Origin of the sequence: Streptomyces globisporus C-1027 (assembly GCF_000261345.2) — a bacterium.
In the GTDB taxonomy this organism is placed as follows: domain Bacteria; phylum Actinomycetota; class Actinomycetes; order Streptomycetales; family Streptomycetaceae; genus Streptomyces; species Streptomyces pakalii.
On sequence record NZ_CP013738.1, the window covers coordinates 5,699,215 to 5,714,187 of the forward strand.

Genomic DNA, 14,973 nt, shown 5'->3' on the forward strand with positions numbered 1-14,973 from the left:
GCCCGCGCCCTCCGCGGATCCGTCCCCGTGCCCGTACCCCGTCAGAACGCCACCGCGTCGCGGATCAGCGGGCAGGTCATGCAGTGCCCGCCGCCCCGGCCCCGCCCCAGCTCCGCGCCGACGATCGTGATGACCTCCACCCCGGCCCGCCGCAGCAGGGCGTTGGTCTGCGTGTTGCGGTCGTAGGTGAAGACGACACCGGGCTCCAGCGCCACCGCGTTGTTGCCGCTGTCCCACTGCTGGCGCTCCGAGGCGTAGACGTCGCCGCCCGTCTCGATCACCCGCAGCTGGGGCAGGCCCAGGGCGCGGGCCACGACCTCGGTGAACGGGGTCGCCCCCTCGTCGGTGATCTCGATCCCGGGCGCCCGGTCCGAGGGGCGCAACGAGAACGTGTGGACGCCGTCCATGATGCGCGGGTACAGCGTGACGATGTCCCGGTCCGCGAAGGTGAACACCGTGTCCAGGTGCATCGCCGAGCGCAGCTTCGGCATCCCGGCGACGATGACGTGCTCGGCCGCCCCCTGTGCGAAGAGCGCGGCCGCGACCTGGGTGATCGCCTGGCGGGAGGTCCGTTCGCTCATGCCCATAAGGACGACGCCGTTGCCGACCGGCATGATGTCCCCGCCCTCGAACGTGGCCCGGCCCCAGTCCTTCTCGGGGTCGCCCCACCAGATCGTGGAGCCCCGGAAGTCGGGGTGGAAGGTGTAGACCGCCTTCATCAGCAGGGTCTCGTCGTGCCGGGCGGGCCAGTAGAGCGGGTTGAGCGTCACCCCGCTGTAGAGCCAGCAGGTGGTGTCCCGCGTGTAGAGGGTGTTGGGCAGCGGCGGCATGAGGTACTCCCGTGCCCCGGTGCCCTCCCGGGCCAGACCCACGTACGCCGAACGGAACTCCTCCGGGAGGTCGGCGATGGCCAGGCCGCCGATGAGATGGTCGGACAGCCGGCGCGGTGTCAGGGAGTCGAGGAAGGCACGGGTGTCGTCGACCAGCCCGAGACCCACCTCGTTCGCGTCGATCTTCCGGTCGAGCAGCCAGGATCTGGCCTCCGGGATCTCCATGGTGGCGGCCAGCAGCGCGTGCAGTTCGACGACCTCCACCCCCCGTTCGGTGAGCTGGGCGACGAAGTCGGCGTGGTCGCGCTGGGCGTTCTCCACCCACATCACGTCGTCGAAGAGCAGATCGTCGGAGTTGGTCGGGGTCAGCCGGCGGTGGGCCATGCCGGGGGCGCAGACCAGGACCTTGCGCAGCCGCCCCACTTCGGAGTGGACGCCGAGGGCGGAGGCGGGGGCGGTAGGTGTCACGGTGGGCCTTTCACTCGGTGGGGAGGAGGGGCGGCGGGGTGCGGGCGCTCAGAGTTCGATCCAGCCGGCGGACAGGGCCGCGATCCCGATCGCGGCGCCGATGACCGACACCGCGCAGATGACCGCCTCGCCGGTCGAGAAGAGCCTGCGTCCCTGTTCCCTGCGGGACTTGACGAACAGGAAGGTCGCCGGGGCGTAGAGGATGAAGGAGACGAGGACGAACTTCGGCCCGGCCGCGTACAGCAGGAACGCTGTGTAGAGCGTCGCCACGACGGCGATGACCAGCTCGCGTCGGGTGGAGCGCCCCACCGCGCCCCAGTGTTCCGGCCGGGCCGCGACCTTCACCGCGAAGCCGGCGGCCAGCAGGAACGGGATCAGGCTCAGTGCGCTGGTCAGATCGAGGGCGAAGGTGAACGCGTCGTCGGAGAAGAGCGTCACGACGAGCACGATCTGGCTCAGGCACGTGGTCAGGAGCAGCGCGTTCTCGGGTACGTCCGCCGCGGTCGACTGCCCGAGGAAACGCGGCATGTCCTTGTCCTTGGCGGCGACGAAGAGGACCTCGGCGGCCATCAGGGTCCAGGCCAGATACGCGCCGAGTACGGAGACGATGAGGCCGACGCTGATGAAGACCTTCCCCCACGTCCCGACCGCCGACTCCAGCACCTCGGCCATCGACGGCTGCCGCAGCTCGGCGATCTCGGCCATCGGCAGCAGTCCGTAACTGACGATCGTGACGGAGGCGAAGACGGCGAACACGCTCAGGAAGCCCAGGACGGTGGCCCGGCCGACGTCCTCGCGGCGCTTGGCGTGCCGCGAGTAGACGCTGGCGCCCTCGACGCCGAGGAAGACGAACACGGTGGCGAGCATCGTCCCGCGGACCTGGTTGAAGAGGGTGCCGGCCTCGTCCGTGCCACTGAAGTTGTCGGCGAAGACGGACGGTTCGAAGGAGAAGAGCGCCAGCACGACGAAGAAGAGGATCGGCACGATCTTCGCGACGGTGACGATCCGGTTGATCGCCGCCGCCTCCTTCACGCCTCGCCGGATCAGCAGGAAGAACCCCCACAGCCCCACCGAGGAGACCACCACCGCCGTCACCGTGTCGCCGTCGCCCAGCACCGGCGCCACCGCGCCGACCGTCGACATGATGAGCACCCAGTAGGTGACGTTGCCGACGCAGGCGCTGGCCCAGTAGCCGAAGGCGGAGAAGAAGCCGAGGTACTCCCCGAACCCGGCCTTCGCGTACGCGTAGACCCCGGCGTCCAGGTCCGGCCGCCGCACGGCGAGCGCCTGGAAGACGAAGGCGAGCATCAGCATGCCCGCCCCGGCGACCGCCCAGGCGATCAGGGCCCCCGCGACCCCGGTCTCCTGCGCGAACCGGCTCGGCAGCGAGAAGACTCCGGCCCCGACCATCGAGCCGACCACCATCGCGGTCAGGGTCGGGAGCGTCAGTTTGGCGGCCGGTCGGGGCGGGGCCTCGGGGTGGCTCATGGTTTCCCTCGTCGATGCGGTCATCGGCCAACCAGGGAAAGCTAGCAACATATCGGGTGATTTGTCCCGTAGTGTGGAGCGGTGGCGCGACCGGGGGCCGCTCGCAGATCGTGCGAGCGGCCCCCGGCCTGTTCTGTCAGGGGTGTCTCCCCTTCGGTGCCTCTGTCGGTGCCTAGTTGGTGTTGAGCGTCAGCCCGTAGTAGCGGAGGGCGTCGTCGAGCGGCTGGAAGTAGGACGAGCCGCGCGAGTTCACCCCGCCGGTGCACTGCTGGTTGGTCGGTCCGCCGGATGTCATGCCCTGGGCCTGGTTTCCGGAGATGTACGCGCCGCCGCTGTCGCCGCCCTCGACGCAGACGCTGGAGGTGGCCAGGCCGCTGACGACCGTGTCGGGGCCGCCGTTGAGGTCGACGTAGGTGACGGTGTTGTTGTACGAGCCGATGGTGCCGCAGGTCCAGCCGGTGGTGGCGCCGGACTTGCAGACCGCGGCGCCGGACGAGGCGCGGGTGCCGCCGCGGACGGCGACCGGGCTGCTGTTGCCCCAGGTGCCGACGCTGGTGGTGATCGAGTGACCGGAGTTGATGGTCAGGATCCCCATGTCGACGCTGCGGGTGCCGAGCGCGTACCGGGTCTTGTAGCCCTGGGCGAAGGCCGCCCCGTCGTAGCGCAGGGTGTTGGTGACGCAGTGCCCGGCGGTCACCAGGTACTGCCTGCCGGAGCTGTCACGGGCGCCGTAGCCGACGGAGCACCACTGGGTGGTGTTGTTGAACGTCATCTTGCTGCCGGGGTAGATCGCGGCCTTGGCCTCCAGTTTCTCCTGGCCGCGCACGATCCGGACGGCGGAGCCGTGCTCGGCGGCCCGGGCGAGGAACGCCTTGGCGGCGGCTCCCCGCTCGTTGTTGACCTTCACGGTCACCTGGTCGGCGGGCAGGTCCACGGACCAGGCGACCACACCGGAAGGGGTCTTCCCGGCGGCGAGACGGTCCAGCTCGGCCTTGATCCTGTCGAGGGCGGCCTGGCCTCTGGCGGGCACGCGGGCATCGAGGCCGGCCTGCTCGATCCGGGTCGCCTCGGCCTGGTTTCCGGCGTTGACGGTCAGCCGGCCCGAGGCGTCGAAGAACGCCCCGTCGCCGGATATGCCGCGCTTCCGCAGCTCGGCGAGCTTGCCCTGCTGGGCGTCCTGCCGGTCCAGCCGGTCGGCCGCGGCCTTCTCGCTCACACCGAGCGAAGCGGCCAACGCCCGGACCATCTCGGGCTGGTAGCGGGGCGTGGCCGCCGCGTCCTGTGCCTGCGCCATGCTCTGGGTGCCCAGAACCGTGGCGGCCGAGAGCAGGACGCCCGCGGCGGCAAGGCTGTACTTCCGTGTGTTGCGCACGCTGATTCCTTCCGGATGACAGCCGAAGACCCGCATGGGGGGTGAAGCGCCGGGCCCCGGCCGACGGCGAGTTCAGAACTCGCCGCGAGCCGAACTATTGAGGTTCCGGGTGTGCCGGGATACCCGGAGCGGCGCATTCACGGATACGCAGATAATGCGAAGGGAGCTTGCGGGGCTCGAAGCGCCTCAGAGCCGGCGGAGTTCCCACAGCCGCCAGATCGCGTCCTCGGCGAGCAGATGCCCGCCCAGGACGCTGGAACGCGTCACGACATGACGCTGTTTGTGCCAGACGGGAATCAGGGGAGCGTCCTTCGCGATCGTGTCCTGGACCGCCCGGAACCGCTGAATGGCCTTGCTGCGATCGGTGAACCGCTGGGTGTCCCTGATGGCGTGGTCGACCTCGGCCGATGTGTAGCCGTTGCCGAGGACATTGCCGGTTCCCACCAAAGGCTGGACGAACGTGTCCGCGTCGGGGAAGTCCGGTATCCACTGGTAGAGGTGGACGTCGAACTCACCGTTCAGGCTGCGCTTCTGGTACGTCGTGAAGTCGCGCTCCTCGACCAGCTCGACCCGGAACAGGCCGTCCTTCTCCCACTGCTCCTTCAGCGCGCGCGCCTCGACGGCGGCGATCCCGTTCTGGTGGCCGAGCTTGATGCGGACCGGAGTGGTGACGCCGGCGGACCGCAGACGCCCGGCCGCGTACGCGGCGTCCGCCTCCGGGTAGCGGTCGAAGAACGCCGTGCTGTGTCCGACGACGCCCTGCGGGACGAGTGAGTACAGCGGCGTCACCGTGTGCTCGAACACCTCGCCCGCCAGGTGCCCGCGGTCGATGAGCGAGGCCAGGGCTCTGCGGGTCTCGGCGCGTCCCAACGGCTCCCGCTGGGAGCGCATGTTCAGCACGAGGTAGTGCGCCTCGGCGCTGTCTCCGGCGGAGAGGCGTACGTCCGCGTCGCTGGGGTCGATCCCGGCGAGGGTGGCGGCCGGAAGTCCCGCGTAGGCGATGTCGACCGTCCGGGCGTTCCAGGCCTCCTCGACGTGTCGCGATGTCTCGAAGTAGTGGACCTCGACCGCGACCCCGCGTCTGGTCACAGCGCCCTGGTACGCGGCGTTCGGCTTCAGGGTGACGGACTTCCCGGCCGTGTAGGACGCGATGACATAGGGCCCCGAGCCCGAGGCGCTCTTCTCCTCCCGCAGCCGGTCCGCCGGGAACTCCGCCGGGTCGACGACGGACCCGGCCCCCGTGGCGATTTTCGACGGCCAGGTGGCATCCGCGGTCACGAGGTGAAACGTCACGAGGGAACCCCGGGCGTCGACGGAAAGCAGGTTCGCGAACAACGGGCCGGGCCCCAGCGGATCGCGGATACGCAGAATGCGTTCGAACGAATGCTTCACGGCCGTTGCCGTGAGGGGATTCCCGTTGGAGAACGTGAGGCCGTCACGGAGTTCGCACCGGTACGTGGTGAGTGCGGGGGAGGTGAATTCGCAGGACTCGGCCGCGTCGGGAACCGGGGTGGGCGACCCCGGTTCGAAGGTGAGCAGGTTCTGGTAGATGTTGGTGAAGACCGCCCAGGAGCCCGCGTCGTACACCCCGGCGGGGTCCAGTCCCGCCAGAACACTGGACGTCCCGATGGTGATGGGCTTTTGGTCCGCGGGCTCGGTGGGGGATAACTGGCAGCCGCTGGCGAACAGAAGTGCGAAGGATCCTGCCACGATTCCGGGGCGGATGAATTTCATGGAGGTGCTCATGCTTCCCTTGGTCATGGGCATGGCGATGTCGCGTCGGTGGGGGAACCTAGTGACAAGAACGTGCGTACTTTTATCCGTGGGCGTGAATCACGGATACGGCGTTGTGCGCACGGACCGGCCCACTTCGGTGTGCGTCGCGGCGGGGGCACGGCGAGGGGCACGCGGCTCGCCCGCCGCCCGCCGGACTTCGGTCGGCCGGATGCGGGACGAGTGCGGCCGGGATTGTCCCTCGGGCGCCGGGACACGTACGGGGCGCGCACGAGATACGTATAGGTGATCGGGTCATTCCGGATATTGCGGGCCGGACGCACCTCGTACGTTGGAGATACCGCGACACCGAGGAGATGGCGTCATGGCCGAGCTCTACTTCCAGGTCAATGTCCCCACCCGGAACACCGTGCAGCCCGACCGGTGCGGCCTGCACGTCTTCACCGGGTGCGCGGAGACCGAGTCGGATGCCCTGCGCATCGCGCGCGAGGCGTGCGACGCGGCGGTCGCCGCACAGAAGGCGGGCTTCGCCATCCCGCGCCGGCGCCCGGACGGCTGGGGAGCGCGCGGGGTACGTTCCGGCTGGGTGTTCGACTGGGCGGCCGCGACCGTGGCCGTCTGGGAGCACGACCGGAGCTTCTGGGCCGCCAGGTCCTTTCTGCCCCTGGACACCCCTCGGAGTCGGTGAGCCCGGAGTCCGTGACCTCGGAGCCGCTGACCTCAGAGCCGGTGGGCGAGGTCGCGGCGGGAGAGCGCGCCGGTCTTCCGCATGGCACCGGCGATGTGCTGCTCCACGGTCCGCGGGGAGAGATGCAGGGTCGCGGCGATCTCCCGGTTGGTGAGGCCGGAGGACGCGAGCTGGGCGACCTCCGCCTCCCGGGGGGACAACTGGTCGGAGTGCGACGGGCGTCCGGGCGGGCGGCCCTTCCTGGCCGGCTGCCAGGTACGCAGCAGGGCCCGGGCCCGGGTCGCGTCCCAGACGGCGCCGAGGTCGGTGAAGTGCTGGGCGCAGGACTCCAGTTCGGCGATGGCGGAGGGGTTCGGCGGGCCTTGCGGACCCGCCGAGGCCGCCGGGCCGGTCCGGCCCTCACCCGCGCCGGCCGCCGCTGACTCCCCGGCGCCGCCCTCCGCGTCGGCCGCGAGCTCGCACCGCGCCGCGCACTCCGTGGTCAGAGCCTGGCTGTAGGGGCGCGGAAGCTCCGCGTAGGCCGCCGCCGCCTTCCGGTACGTCTCAGCGGCTGCCGACAGGCTGTCCGGCCGCCCCTCGGCCATGGCCTCGCTCTCCGCGAGGACGGCCCGGCTCCAGGACAGCGCGGCCCTGGCGGCGGGCGCGTCCGCATCGCCGAGGCCCTGGGCGAAGTCCCTGACCATGGCGTGGGCCGTGGCCGTGTCGCCCGCCCGCGCCAGGGCCTCCACGGCCCACGGCGCGAGTTCCGCGGCCCAGGGCCACACCCCCTTGTCGGCCACCACCGTCCACGCCGCCCGTGCCTGCTCCGCCGCGTCGGCCACCTCCTGGCGGGCCAGCGTCAGACGGATCACGGCGCCGGCCGCCGTCGCGCCCAGGGGCACCGGCAGGTTCTCCGTACCGAACGTTCCGCGCTGGGACAGCCAGGCCCGGGCCTCGACCCAGTCGCCCTGGGCGACGGCGAGCAAGCCGCGTACGACGTAGGCGTCGGAGGCGAGGAACGGCATGTCCGCCGTGTCGGCGACGAAGTCCTCGCACCGCTTGGCCAGGCCCAGCCACTGGCCGGTCCACCACTCCTGGAGCAGCCGCGTCCCCGACGCGCTGTGCTCGGTGTACGGCGCGCCGCTGCGGGTGGCCAGCTCGCGCCCCTCGGTGAGCAGACCGTCCACGCGCCGGTAGAAGCCGAGCCAGACGGCGGAGTCCGCGGCGTTGCACAGACCGCGCGCCGCCTGCCGGGCACAGGCGGGGTCCGTGCTCTGCACGGGCAGCCGCTCCACCAGGTCCCAGGCCTCGGGGTCGGCCCAACTCATCGCCAGCCCCACGTGGTTGGCCAGCACCGCTGTCCGCATCGCGTCGTCCCCGCTGTCGTCCGCGGCGGCCGCCGCCTTGATCAGCCACCCCCGGTGGACGTCGAGGGAGGCGCCCGGCCAGTAGGGGGTGACCAGGGCCGCCATGGCGCGGGCTGCCAGCACCGACCGCACCTCGCGCAGTTCGGCGGCGGCGACCTCCAGGACCCGCCAGCCCTCGGCGAACCGTCCCATCTGGTTGGAGAGCATCAGCCCCAGGTCGAGCCGCAGCTCCCCGCGCACGGCCGGCGGAAGATCCGCGTCCTGCACGATCTGTTCCAGCACCTCCACGGTCTGGTCCGAGCGCAGCCCGGTCACCGCGTTACGGGCCAGCAGCGGCGCCAGCCGGGCCCGGGCCTGCGGAGGGATGCCCGGGGTGGCGAGCGTCCGCTCCAGCAGGGTGATCGCCTCCTGGTGCCGGCCGGACGCCGCCGCCCACTCGGCCGCCTTCTCCACCGCCCTGAGCCAGCCGCGGTACTCGCCGGCCGCCCGGTGGTGTGCGCCCACGGCGGCCCACGGCACGGGCTGCCTGCGGCTGAGCACACCTGCCGCCCGGCGGTGCAGATCCTGTCGTACGGAACCGGGCACGGTGTCCCGTACGGCGTCGGCGGCCAGCGGCACGGCGAAGCCGTAGCGCCCCTCGCCCAGCTCCGCCAGGGCCGCGCTCTCCAGGGCCCGCAGCAGCGCGTCGCCTCCCGGTACGGCCCCGAGCCCCGACACCGCGATCAGCTCGTCCCGGGCGGCGGGCCCGTCCAGGACGGCGGCCGCCCAGACCAGCGGCCGGTGCGCCGGGGACACCGCGTACGTACGACTCAGCACCAGCTCCGCCAGCCGGGCCGGCACCCCGGCCGCGGCCACCTCGGCGGCGGTGCCGGTGAAGGCGGGCCGCTGTTCCCGCAGCATGGCCAGCAGATCGACGACCACCCGGGGAACCCCACCAGTGCGCTCGCGCAGCGCGCTCACGGCCTCGGCCGTACAGCTCTCGCCCTCGCCCAGCACCTCCGCGGCGGCCCGCCGGACGCGTTCCTCGTCCCAGGGCGCCAGGCGGTCCCTCAGTACCGTCAGCCGGAAGGGGTACGTCATGGCGGAGCCGCCCAACGGCATGCCGGGGACGGGGAGTTCCTCGGGGCGGTAGCTCACGGCGGCCGCCGATCCGGGCTCCATCCCCGCCAGCACCCGGCGCAGCCGCCGCAGCTCGTCCTCGTCCGCCCGGTGGACGTCGTCCACCAGCAGCAGGGTCGGCTCCCGCCAGGCCTCGCCCTCCGCCGGCTCCGGCCGCCCGCCGTCGGCCCCGCAGCGCCACCACAGGCGGGCCACATCCGGTGTCTCGGGCAGCTCGGCCAGCTCACGCAGCAGATGCGTCTTGCCGAGACCGGCGGAGCCCTCGACGAACAGCAGCACCGGCCCGGCGTCGGGGGCGGCGAAGGCGCGGGCGAGGGACCGTCGGGCAGAACCACACGTCGCGATCACGTCGCCACCCTCGCTCTCCGTCGTCCCGCGGCCCGGGCCCACCACAGTGATGCCCAGGCCCATTCTCGGCGAACGACAACGGACGTACCTCTTCACGGGCAGTCGCCCGCGGTCACGGTCCGCACCCGCGGGGGATGCGGATGCCCGGGCGTACGGAAGGCCCTTCGGCGAAACGGCGCGCAGCGGAGCACGCCCGGCCGACTGCTGACCCGCAGGGCGCAGGGCCCTTCCGGCTGGGACCCGGGAGGACGACGCGCGCAGATTCCTTCCGCAAGCCCGGTCACCGCGGCCCGAAGCTATGCCACGGCTGTGCCTACGGATATCCGAGGAGGCGGATCCACGGATACGCAATCAAATGCTCGCCGTGGCGTGAGCCCGGCCCGGAGCCGGCGGACGTCGGCGATGGCCGGTGACGAGCAGAAGCGGAATGATGGGACAGCGGGACGGATCGGAGACGGTGATGCGGTATGAGTGATCCGGCAGTGGTGGCGGCCGGCCAGGGACGCAGGTTTCCCGGCCCGACCGGAGCGCCGATGACCGTGAAGATCGACAGCTCTGCGACCGGAGGGGCGTACTCGCTGATCGAGTATTCTCACGCTCCCCACGCGCCGGGCCCGCCACCCCATGTGCACAAGCACCACGAAGAGGCTTTCCGGGTCCTCGAGGGCGAGCTGAGCCTGGACGTCGGCGCACGGACGCTGACGCTGAGCGCGGGGGAGTACGCGGTCGTGCCCCGAGGCGAGATCCACCGGCCCTACAACGCCGGAGAGGTCGAGTGCCGGTTCCTGTTCATCACCTCGCCCGCCCTGGACGGGTTCTTCGCGGAGATGGCGGACCTGAACGCGGCGACTAACGGTCATCCGCCGACCGCCGCGCTGAAGGAACTCGGAGCGCGCTGGGACTGCGTGTTCTCCGAGCTGCCCGAGGCGGGAGACGCGGTGACCCGCATGGTGAACGAGACGCCCCCGTCCTGACCCGGGGCGTCATCGCTCCGAGAACGCCCGGGGACTTCCGGACCCCACGCCCGTCAGGACGGGTCAGGGCCTGGGCCCTCAGCACTCGATGATGTTCACCGCGAGCCCGCCCCGCGCCGTCTCCTTGTACTTCACGCTCATATCGGCCCCGGTCTCCTTCATGGTCTTGATGACCTTGTCGAGGGAGACCTTGTGGCTGCCGTCGCCCCGCAGCGCCATCCGCGCCGCCGTGACCGCCTTCACCGCCGCCATGCCGTTGCGCTCGATGCAGGGGATCTGGACGAGGCCGCCGACCGGGTCGCAGGTCAGGCCCAGGTTGTGTTCCATGCCGATCTCGGCGGCGTTCTCCACCTGCTCCGGGGAGCCGCCGAGGACCTCGGCCAGGGCGCCGGCCGCCATCGAGCAGGCCGAGCCGACCTCGCCCTGGCAGCCCACCTCGGCGCCGGAGATCGAGGCGTTCTCCTTGAAGAGCAGGCCGATCGCGCCCGCCGCGAGGAGGAAGCGGACGACGCTCTCCTCCTTCTCCGCCTCGGTGCAGCCGTGGGAAGCGAAGTTCATGTAGTAGTGCAGGACGGCCGGGATGATGCCCGCCGCGCCGTTCGTCGGGGCGGTGACGACGCGGCCGCCCGCCGCGTTCTCCTCGTTGACCGCCATCGCGTAGAGGGTGATCCACTCCATCGCGTGGGCCTGCGGGTCGCCCTCGGCGCGGAGCTGGCGGGCCGTGTTCGCGGCGCGGCGGCGGACCTTGAGGCCGCCGGGGAGGATGCCCTCGCGGGACATGCCGCGCGAGACGCAGGCCTGCATGACGCGCCAGATGTCCAGCAGACCGGAGCGGATCTCCGCCTCGGTGCGCCAGGCCAGCTCGTTCTCCAGCATCATCGAGGAGATGGACAGGCCGGTCTCGCGGGAGAGCCGCAGCAGTTCGTCGCCGGTACGGAAGGGATGTTTGAGGACCGTGTCGTCCGGGACGATCGGGTTCTCCCCGGCCACCGCGTCCTCGTCGACGACGAAGCCGCCGCCGACCGAGTAGTACGTCTTCTCCAGGACCGGGGCGCCCTCGGTGTCGTACGCGAAGATCGTCATGCCGTTGGCGTGGTACGGGAGCGCCTTGCGGCGGTGCAGGACCAGGTCGTCGTCGAAGGCGAACGGGATCTCGTGCATGCCCAGCAGGTTGATCCGGCCGGTGGAGCGGATCTCCTCCACGCGGGTGTCGGCGCTCTCCACGTCCACCGTCTGCGGCGACTCGCCCTCCAGGCCGAGGAGGACCGCCTTGGGCGTCCCGTGCCCGTGGCCGGTCGCGCCGAGGGAACCGTACAGCTCGGCCCGTATCGAGGCGGTGTGCGCGAGCAGGCCCTCGTTCTTCAGCCGGCGCGCGAACATCCGGGCGGCGCGCATCGGTCCCACCGTGTGGGAGCTGGAGGGGCCGATACCGACCGAGAAGAGGTCGAAGACCGAGATGGCCACGGGAGGACTCCTTGGGGGGTGGGAAGACGCCGTTGTCTGCCTGGGTGGTGCGGGACAAGCGGGGCAAGCGGGATGGGACGGACCGGCGGGGGCAAGGAACGGGGCACCGCGCTCACTTTTCTCCAGTGTGCGCGGTGCCCCGTCCGGATGCGCGGAACCGCAGGCCAGGTGCTACTTCAGGCCGGGGTACAGCGGGAACTTCTCGGCCAGCGCGGCGACGCGGGCCTTGAGGTCGTCCGCGTCGTACGACGGCTTGAGGGCGGAGGCGATGATCTCGGCGACCTCCGCGAAGTCCTCGGCGCCGAAGCCGCGGGTGGCCAGAGCCGGGGTGCCGATCCGCAGGCCCGAGGTGACCATCGGGGGACGCGGGTCGTTCGGGATGGCGTTCCGGTTGACCGTGATGCCCAGCTCGTGGAGCCGGTCCTCGGCCTGCTGGCCGTCCAGCTCGGAGTTGCGCAGGTCGACCAGGACCAGGTGCACGTCGGTGCCGCCGGAGAGGACGGAGACGCCCACCTCGGTGACGTCCGGCTGGACCAGGCGCTCGGCCAGGATCCGGGCGCCGTCCAGGGTGCGCTGCTGGCGCTCCTTGAACTCCTCGCCCGCCGCGACCTTGAACGAGACCGCCTTCGCCGCGATCACGTGCTCCAGCGGACCGCCCTGCTGACCCGGGAAGACCGCCGAGTTGATCTTCTTGGCGAGCTCCTGGGTGGAGAGGATCACGCCACCGCGCGGACCGCCGAGGGTCTTGTGCGTGGTGGTGGTGACGACATGGGCGTGCGGCACCGGGTTGGGGTGCAGACCGGCGGCGACCAGGCCCGCGAAGTGCGCCATGTCGACCATCAGGTACGCGCCGACCTCGTCCGCGATGCGGCGGAAGGCGGCGAAGTCCAGCTGGCGCGGGTAGGCGGACCAGCCGGCCACGATCAGCTTCGGCTGGGACTCCTTGGCGAGGCGCTCGACCTCCTCCATGTCCACGGTGCCGCTCTCGTCGACGTGGTACGGGACCACGTTGTAGAGCTTGCCGGAGAAGTTGATCTTCATGCCGTGGGTCAGGTGACCGCCGTGGGCCAGGTTCAGACCCATGATCGTGTCGCCCGGCTTCAGCAGCGCGAACATCGCGGCGGCGTTCGCCTGGGCGCCGGAGTGCGGCTGCACGTTCGCGGCCTCGGCGCCGAACAGGGCCTTGATCCGGTCGATCGCGATCTGCTCGACGACGTCGACGTGCTCACAGCCCCCGTAGTAGCGGCGGCCGGGGTAGCCCTCGGCGTACTTGTTGGTGAGGACGGAGCCCTGCGCCTCCATGACGGCGACCGGAGCGAAGTTCTCCGAGGCGATCATTTCGAGGGTGGACTGCTGACGGTGGAGCTCGGCGTCGACGGCGGCGGCGACGTCCGGGTCCAGCTCGTGGAGGGAGGAGTTCAGAAGCGACATCAGGGGGTCCCTTAGGTCTCAGTTGCCGGAGAACGCGGTGTACTCGTCGGCGGAGAGCAGATCGGCCGGCTCCTCCGCGACGCGCACCTTGAACAGCCAGCCGCCCTCGAAGGGAGCGGAGTTCACCAGCGAGGGGTCGTCCACGACGTCCTGGTTGGCCGCCGTCACCTCACCGGTCACCGGCGAGTACAGATCGCTGACGGACTTGGTCGACTCCAGTTCGCCGCAGGTCTCGCCCGCGGTCACCGTGTCACCGACCTCCGGGAGCTGGGCGTAGACGACGTCACCGAGCGCGTTGGCCGCGTACTCCGTGATGCCGATGGTGGCCACGCCGTCCTCGAGGGCCGACAGCCACTCGTGCTCCTTGCTGTACCGCAGCTGCTGGGGGTTGCTCATGACCTGAATTCTCCTGTACGCGGGGGAGTGCTGATGAACGGTGGTCTTGCGGTGTGAGACGGAGGTACGTCACTTCTGTGACGTCCGCACGCTGATACGAGGGGCCGGGTTGTTCCGGAATATCACTTCTGGCGCTTGTAGAACGGCAGCGCGACGACCTCGTACGGCTCGTGCGTGCCCCGGATGTCCACGCCCACGCCCTCGGTGCCCGGCGCGGCGAAGGCCGCGTCCACGTACGCCATGGCGATCGGCTTGCCCAGGGTGGGGGAGGGGGCGCCGGAGGTGACCTCGCCGATCACCTTGCCGTCGGCGACGACCGGGAAACCGGCGCGCGGGACCCGGCGGCCCTCGGCGATCAGGCCGACCAGCTTGCGCGGCGGGGCGGACTCGGCGCGCTCGGCGGCGGCCTGCAGCGCCTCGCGGCCGACGAAGTCGCCCTCCTTCTCGAACTTCACGACCCGGCCCAGACCCGCGTCGAACGGGGTCAGCGCGGTCGTCAGCTCGTGCCCGTACAGCGGCATGCCCGCCTCCAGGCGCAGCGTGTCCCGGCAGGAGAGCCCGCACGGGATCAGGCCGTGCGGCGCGCCGGCCTCGGTCAGCGCCCGCCACAGCTGCTCGGCGTGCTCGGGCGCCACGAACAGCTCGAAGCCGTCCTCGCCGGTGTAGCCGGTACGGGCGATGAGGGCGGGGACCCCGGCGACCGTGCCCGGCAGGCCCGCGTAGTACTTCAGCCCGTCCAGATCGGCGTCGGTGACGGCCTTCATGATCGCTGGCGACTCGGGGCCCTGGACCGCGAGCAGCGCGTAGGCGTCCCGGTCGTCGCGCACCTCGGCGTCGAAGCCGCCGACGCGCCCGGTCAGCGCGTCCAGCACGGTCTGGGCGTTGCCCGCGTTGGCGACCACCATGTACTCGGTCTCGCCCAGCCGGTAGACGATCAGGTCGTCGACGATCCCGCCGTCCTCCTGGACGATCATCGTGTAGCGGGCCCGGCCGTTGCCGACGGTGGCGATGTTGCCCACCAGCGCGTAGCTCAGGAAGGCGGCGGCCTCGGGCCCGGTGACGGTGATCTCGCCCATGTGGGAGAGGTCGAAGAGACCGGCCCGGGTGCGTACGGCGTTGTGCTCGTCGCGCTCGCTGGCGTACCGCAGGGGCATGTCCCAGCCCGCGAAGTCGGTCATGGTGGCGCCGAGCGAGCGGTGCAGCGCCTGAATGGGGCTTTGGTACGCAGCACCATCAGGCGGGGTGGTGGGCGACGGGAGGGCGGTATGACGGGGGGCAGTGCTCATGGATACGGCTCCAGGGCATGACGACGTCA

11 protein-coding genes are annotated in these 14,973 nt (G+C 71.2%); 2 read left to right on the forward strand and 9 right to left on the reverse strand.

Annotated features, from left to right (window positions below):
* Positions 1–41: 41 nt before the first annotated feature.
* The 4 genes from WQO_RS25220 to WQO_RS25235 form a co-directional block, all read right to left on the reverse strand.
* A complete protein-coding gene (locus WQO_RS25220; RefSeq protein WP_010060023.1) occupies positions 42–1,298 on the reverse strand; it encodes an arginine deiminase in 1,257 nt (418 codons plus the stop codon).
* 48 nt (positions 1,299–1,346) lie between these two features.
* On the reverse strand, positions 1,347–2,786 hold the full coding sequence (locus WQO_RS25225; protein WP_010060021.1) for a basic amino acid/polyamine antiporter: 1,440 nt from the start codon (positions 2,784–2,786) through the stop codon (positions 1,347–1,349).
* Positions 2,787–2,958: 172 nt separating this feature from the next.
* Positions 2,959–4,158, reverse strand: coding sequence for a S1 family peptidase (locus WQO_RS25230; RefSeq protein ID WP_010060019.1), 1,200 nt, complete (start codon positions 4,156–4,158; stop codon positions 2,959–2,961).
* Positions 4,159–4,344: 186 nt separating this feature from the next.
* Positions 4,345–5,925: an ABC transporter substrate-binding protein gene (locus tag WQO_RS25235; protein WP_010060017.1), complete on the reverse strand. Its 1,581-nt coding sequence runs from the start codon at positions 5,923–5,925 to the stop codon at positions 4,345–4,347.
* A 331-nt stretch (positions 5,926–6,256) separates the two neighbouring features.
* On the opposite strand from WQO_RS25235, the gene WQO_RS25240 reads away from it, so the two are divergent.
* Positions 6,257–6,580, forward strand: coding sequence for a hypothetical protein (locus WQO_RS25240; protein WP_010060016.1), 324 nt, complete (start codon positions 6,257–6,259; stop codon positions 6,578–6,580).
* Between the two features lie 32 nt (positions 6,581–6,612).
* Here the strand turns inward: WQO_RS25240 and WQO_RS25245 are convergent, their stop codons facing one another.
* On the reverse strand, positions 6,613–9,393 hold the full coding sequence (locus WQO_RS25245) for a LuxR C-terminal-related transcriptional regulator (RefSeq protein WP_058954219.1): 2,781 nt from the start codon (positions 9,391–9,393) through the stop codon (positions 6,613–6,615).
* 467 nt (positions 9,394–9,860) lie between these two features.
* On the opposite strand from WQO_RS25245, the gene WQO_RS25250 reads away from it, so the two are divergent.
* Positions 9,861–10,367 carry a cupin domain-containing protein gene (locus WQO_RS25250; RefSeq protein WP_079055594.1) on the forward strand — a complete coding sequence of 169 codons (507 nt, stop codon included), beginning with the start codon at positions 9,861–9,863 and terminating at the stop codon, positions 10,365–10,367.
* 78 nt (positions 10,368–10,445) lie between these two features.
* On the opposite strand, the gene WQO_RS25255 is transcribed toward WQO_RS25250, so the two are convergent.
* The 4 genes from WQO_RS25255 to gcvT all read right to left on the reverse strand — a co-directional run bounded on the left by WQO_RS25255 (position 10,446) and on the right by gcvT (position 14,944).
* Complete coding sequence (locus tag WQO_RS25255; protein WP_010060012.1) at positions 10,446–11,831, reverse strand: L-serine ammonia-lyase; 1,386 nt, start codon at positions 11,829–11,831, stop codon at positions 10,446–10,448.
* A gap of 171 nt (positions 11,832–12,002) precedes the next feature.
* Positions 12,003–13,262 (reverse strand): serine hydroxymethyltransferase, encoded by a 1,260-nt coding sequence (glyA, locus tag WQO_RS25260; RefSeq protein ID WP_010060010.1) that lies wholly within the window; start codon positions 13,260–13,262, stop codon positions 12,003–12,005.
* An 18-nt stretch (positions 13,263–13,280) separates the two neighbouring features.
* Positions 13,281–13,658 carry a glycine cleavage system protein GcvH gene (gcvH, locus tag WQO_RS25265; protein ID WP_010060008.1) on the reverse strand — a complete coding sequence of 126 codons (378 nt, stop codon included), beginning with the start codon at positions 13,656–13,658 and terminating at the stop codon, positions 13,281–13,283.
* 122 nt (positions 13,659–13,780) lie between these two features.
* Positions 13,781–14,944, reverse strand: a complete 1,164-nt coding sequence (gcvT, locus tag WQO_RS25270) for a glycine cleavage system aminomethyltransferase GcvT (RefSeq protein WP_079055595.1) — start codon at positions 14,942–14,944, stop codon at positions 13,781–13,783.
* Positions 14,945–14,973: the final 29 nt, after the last annotated feature.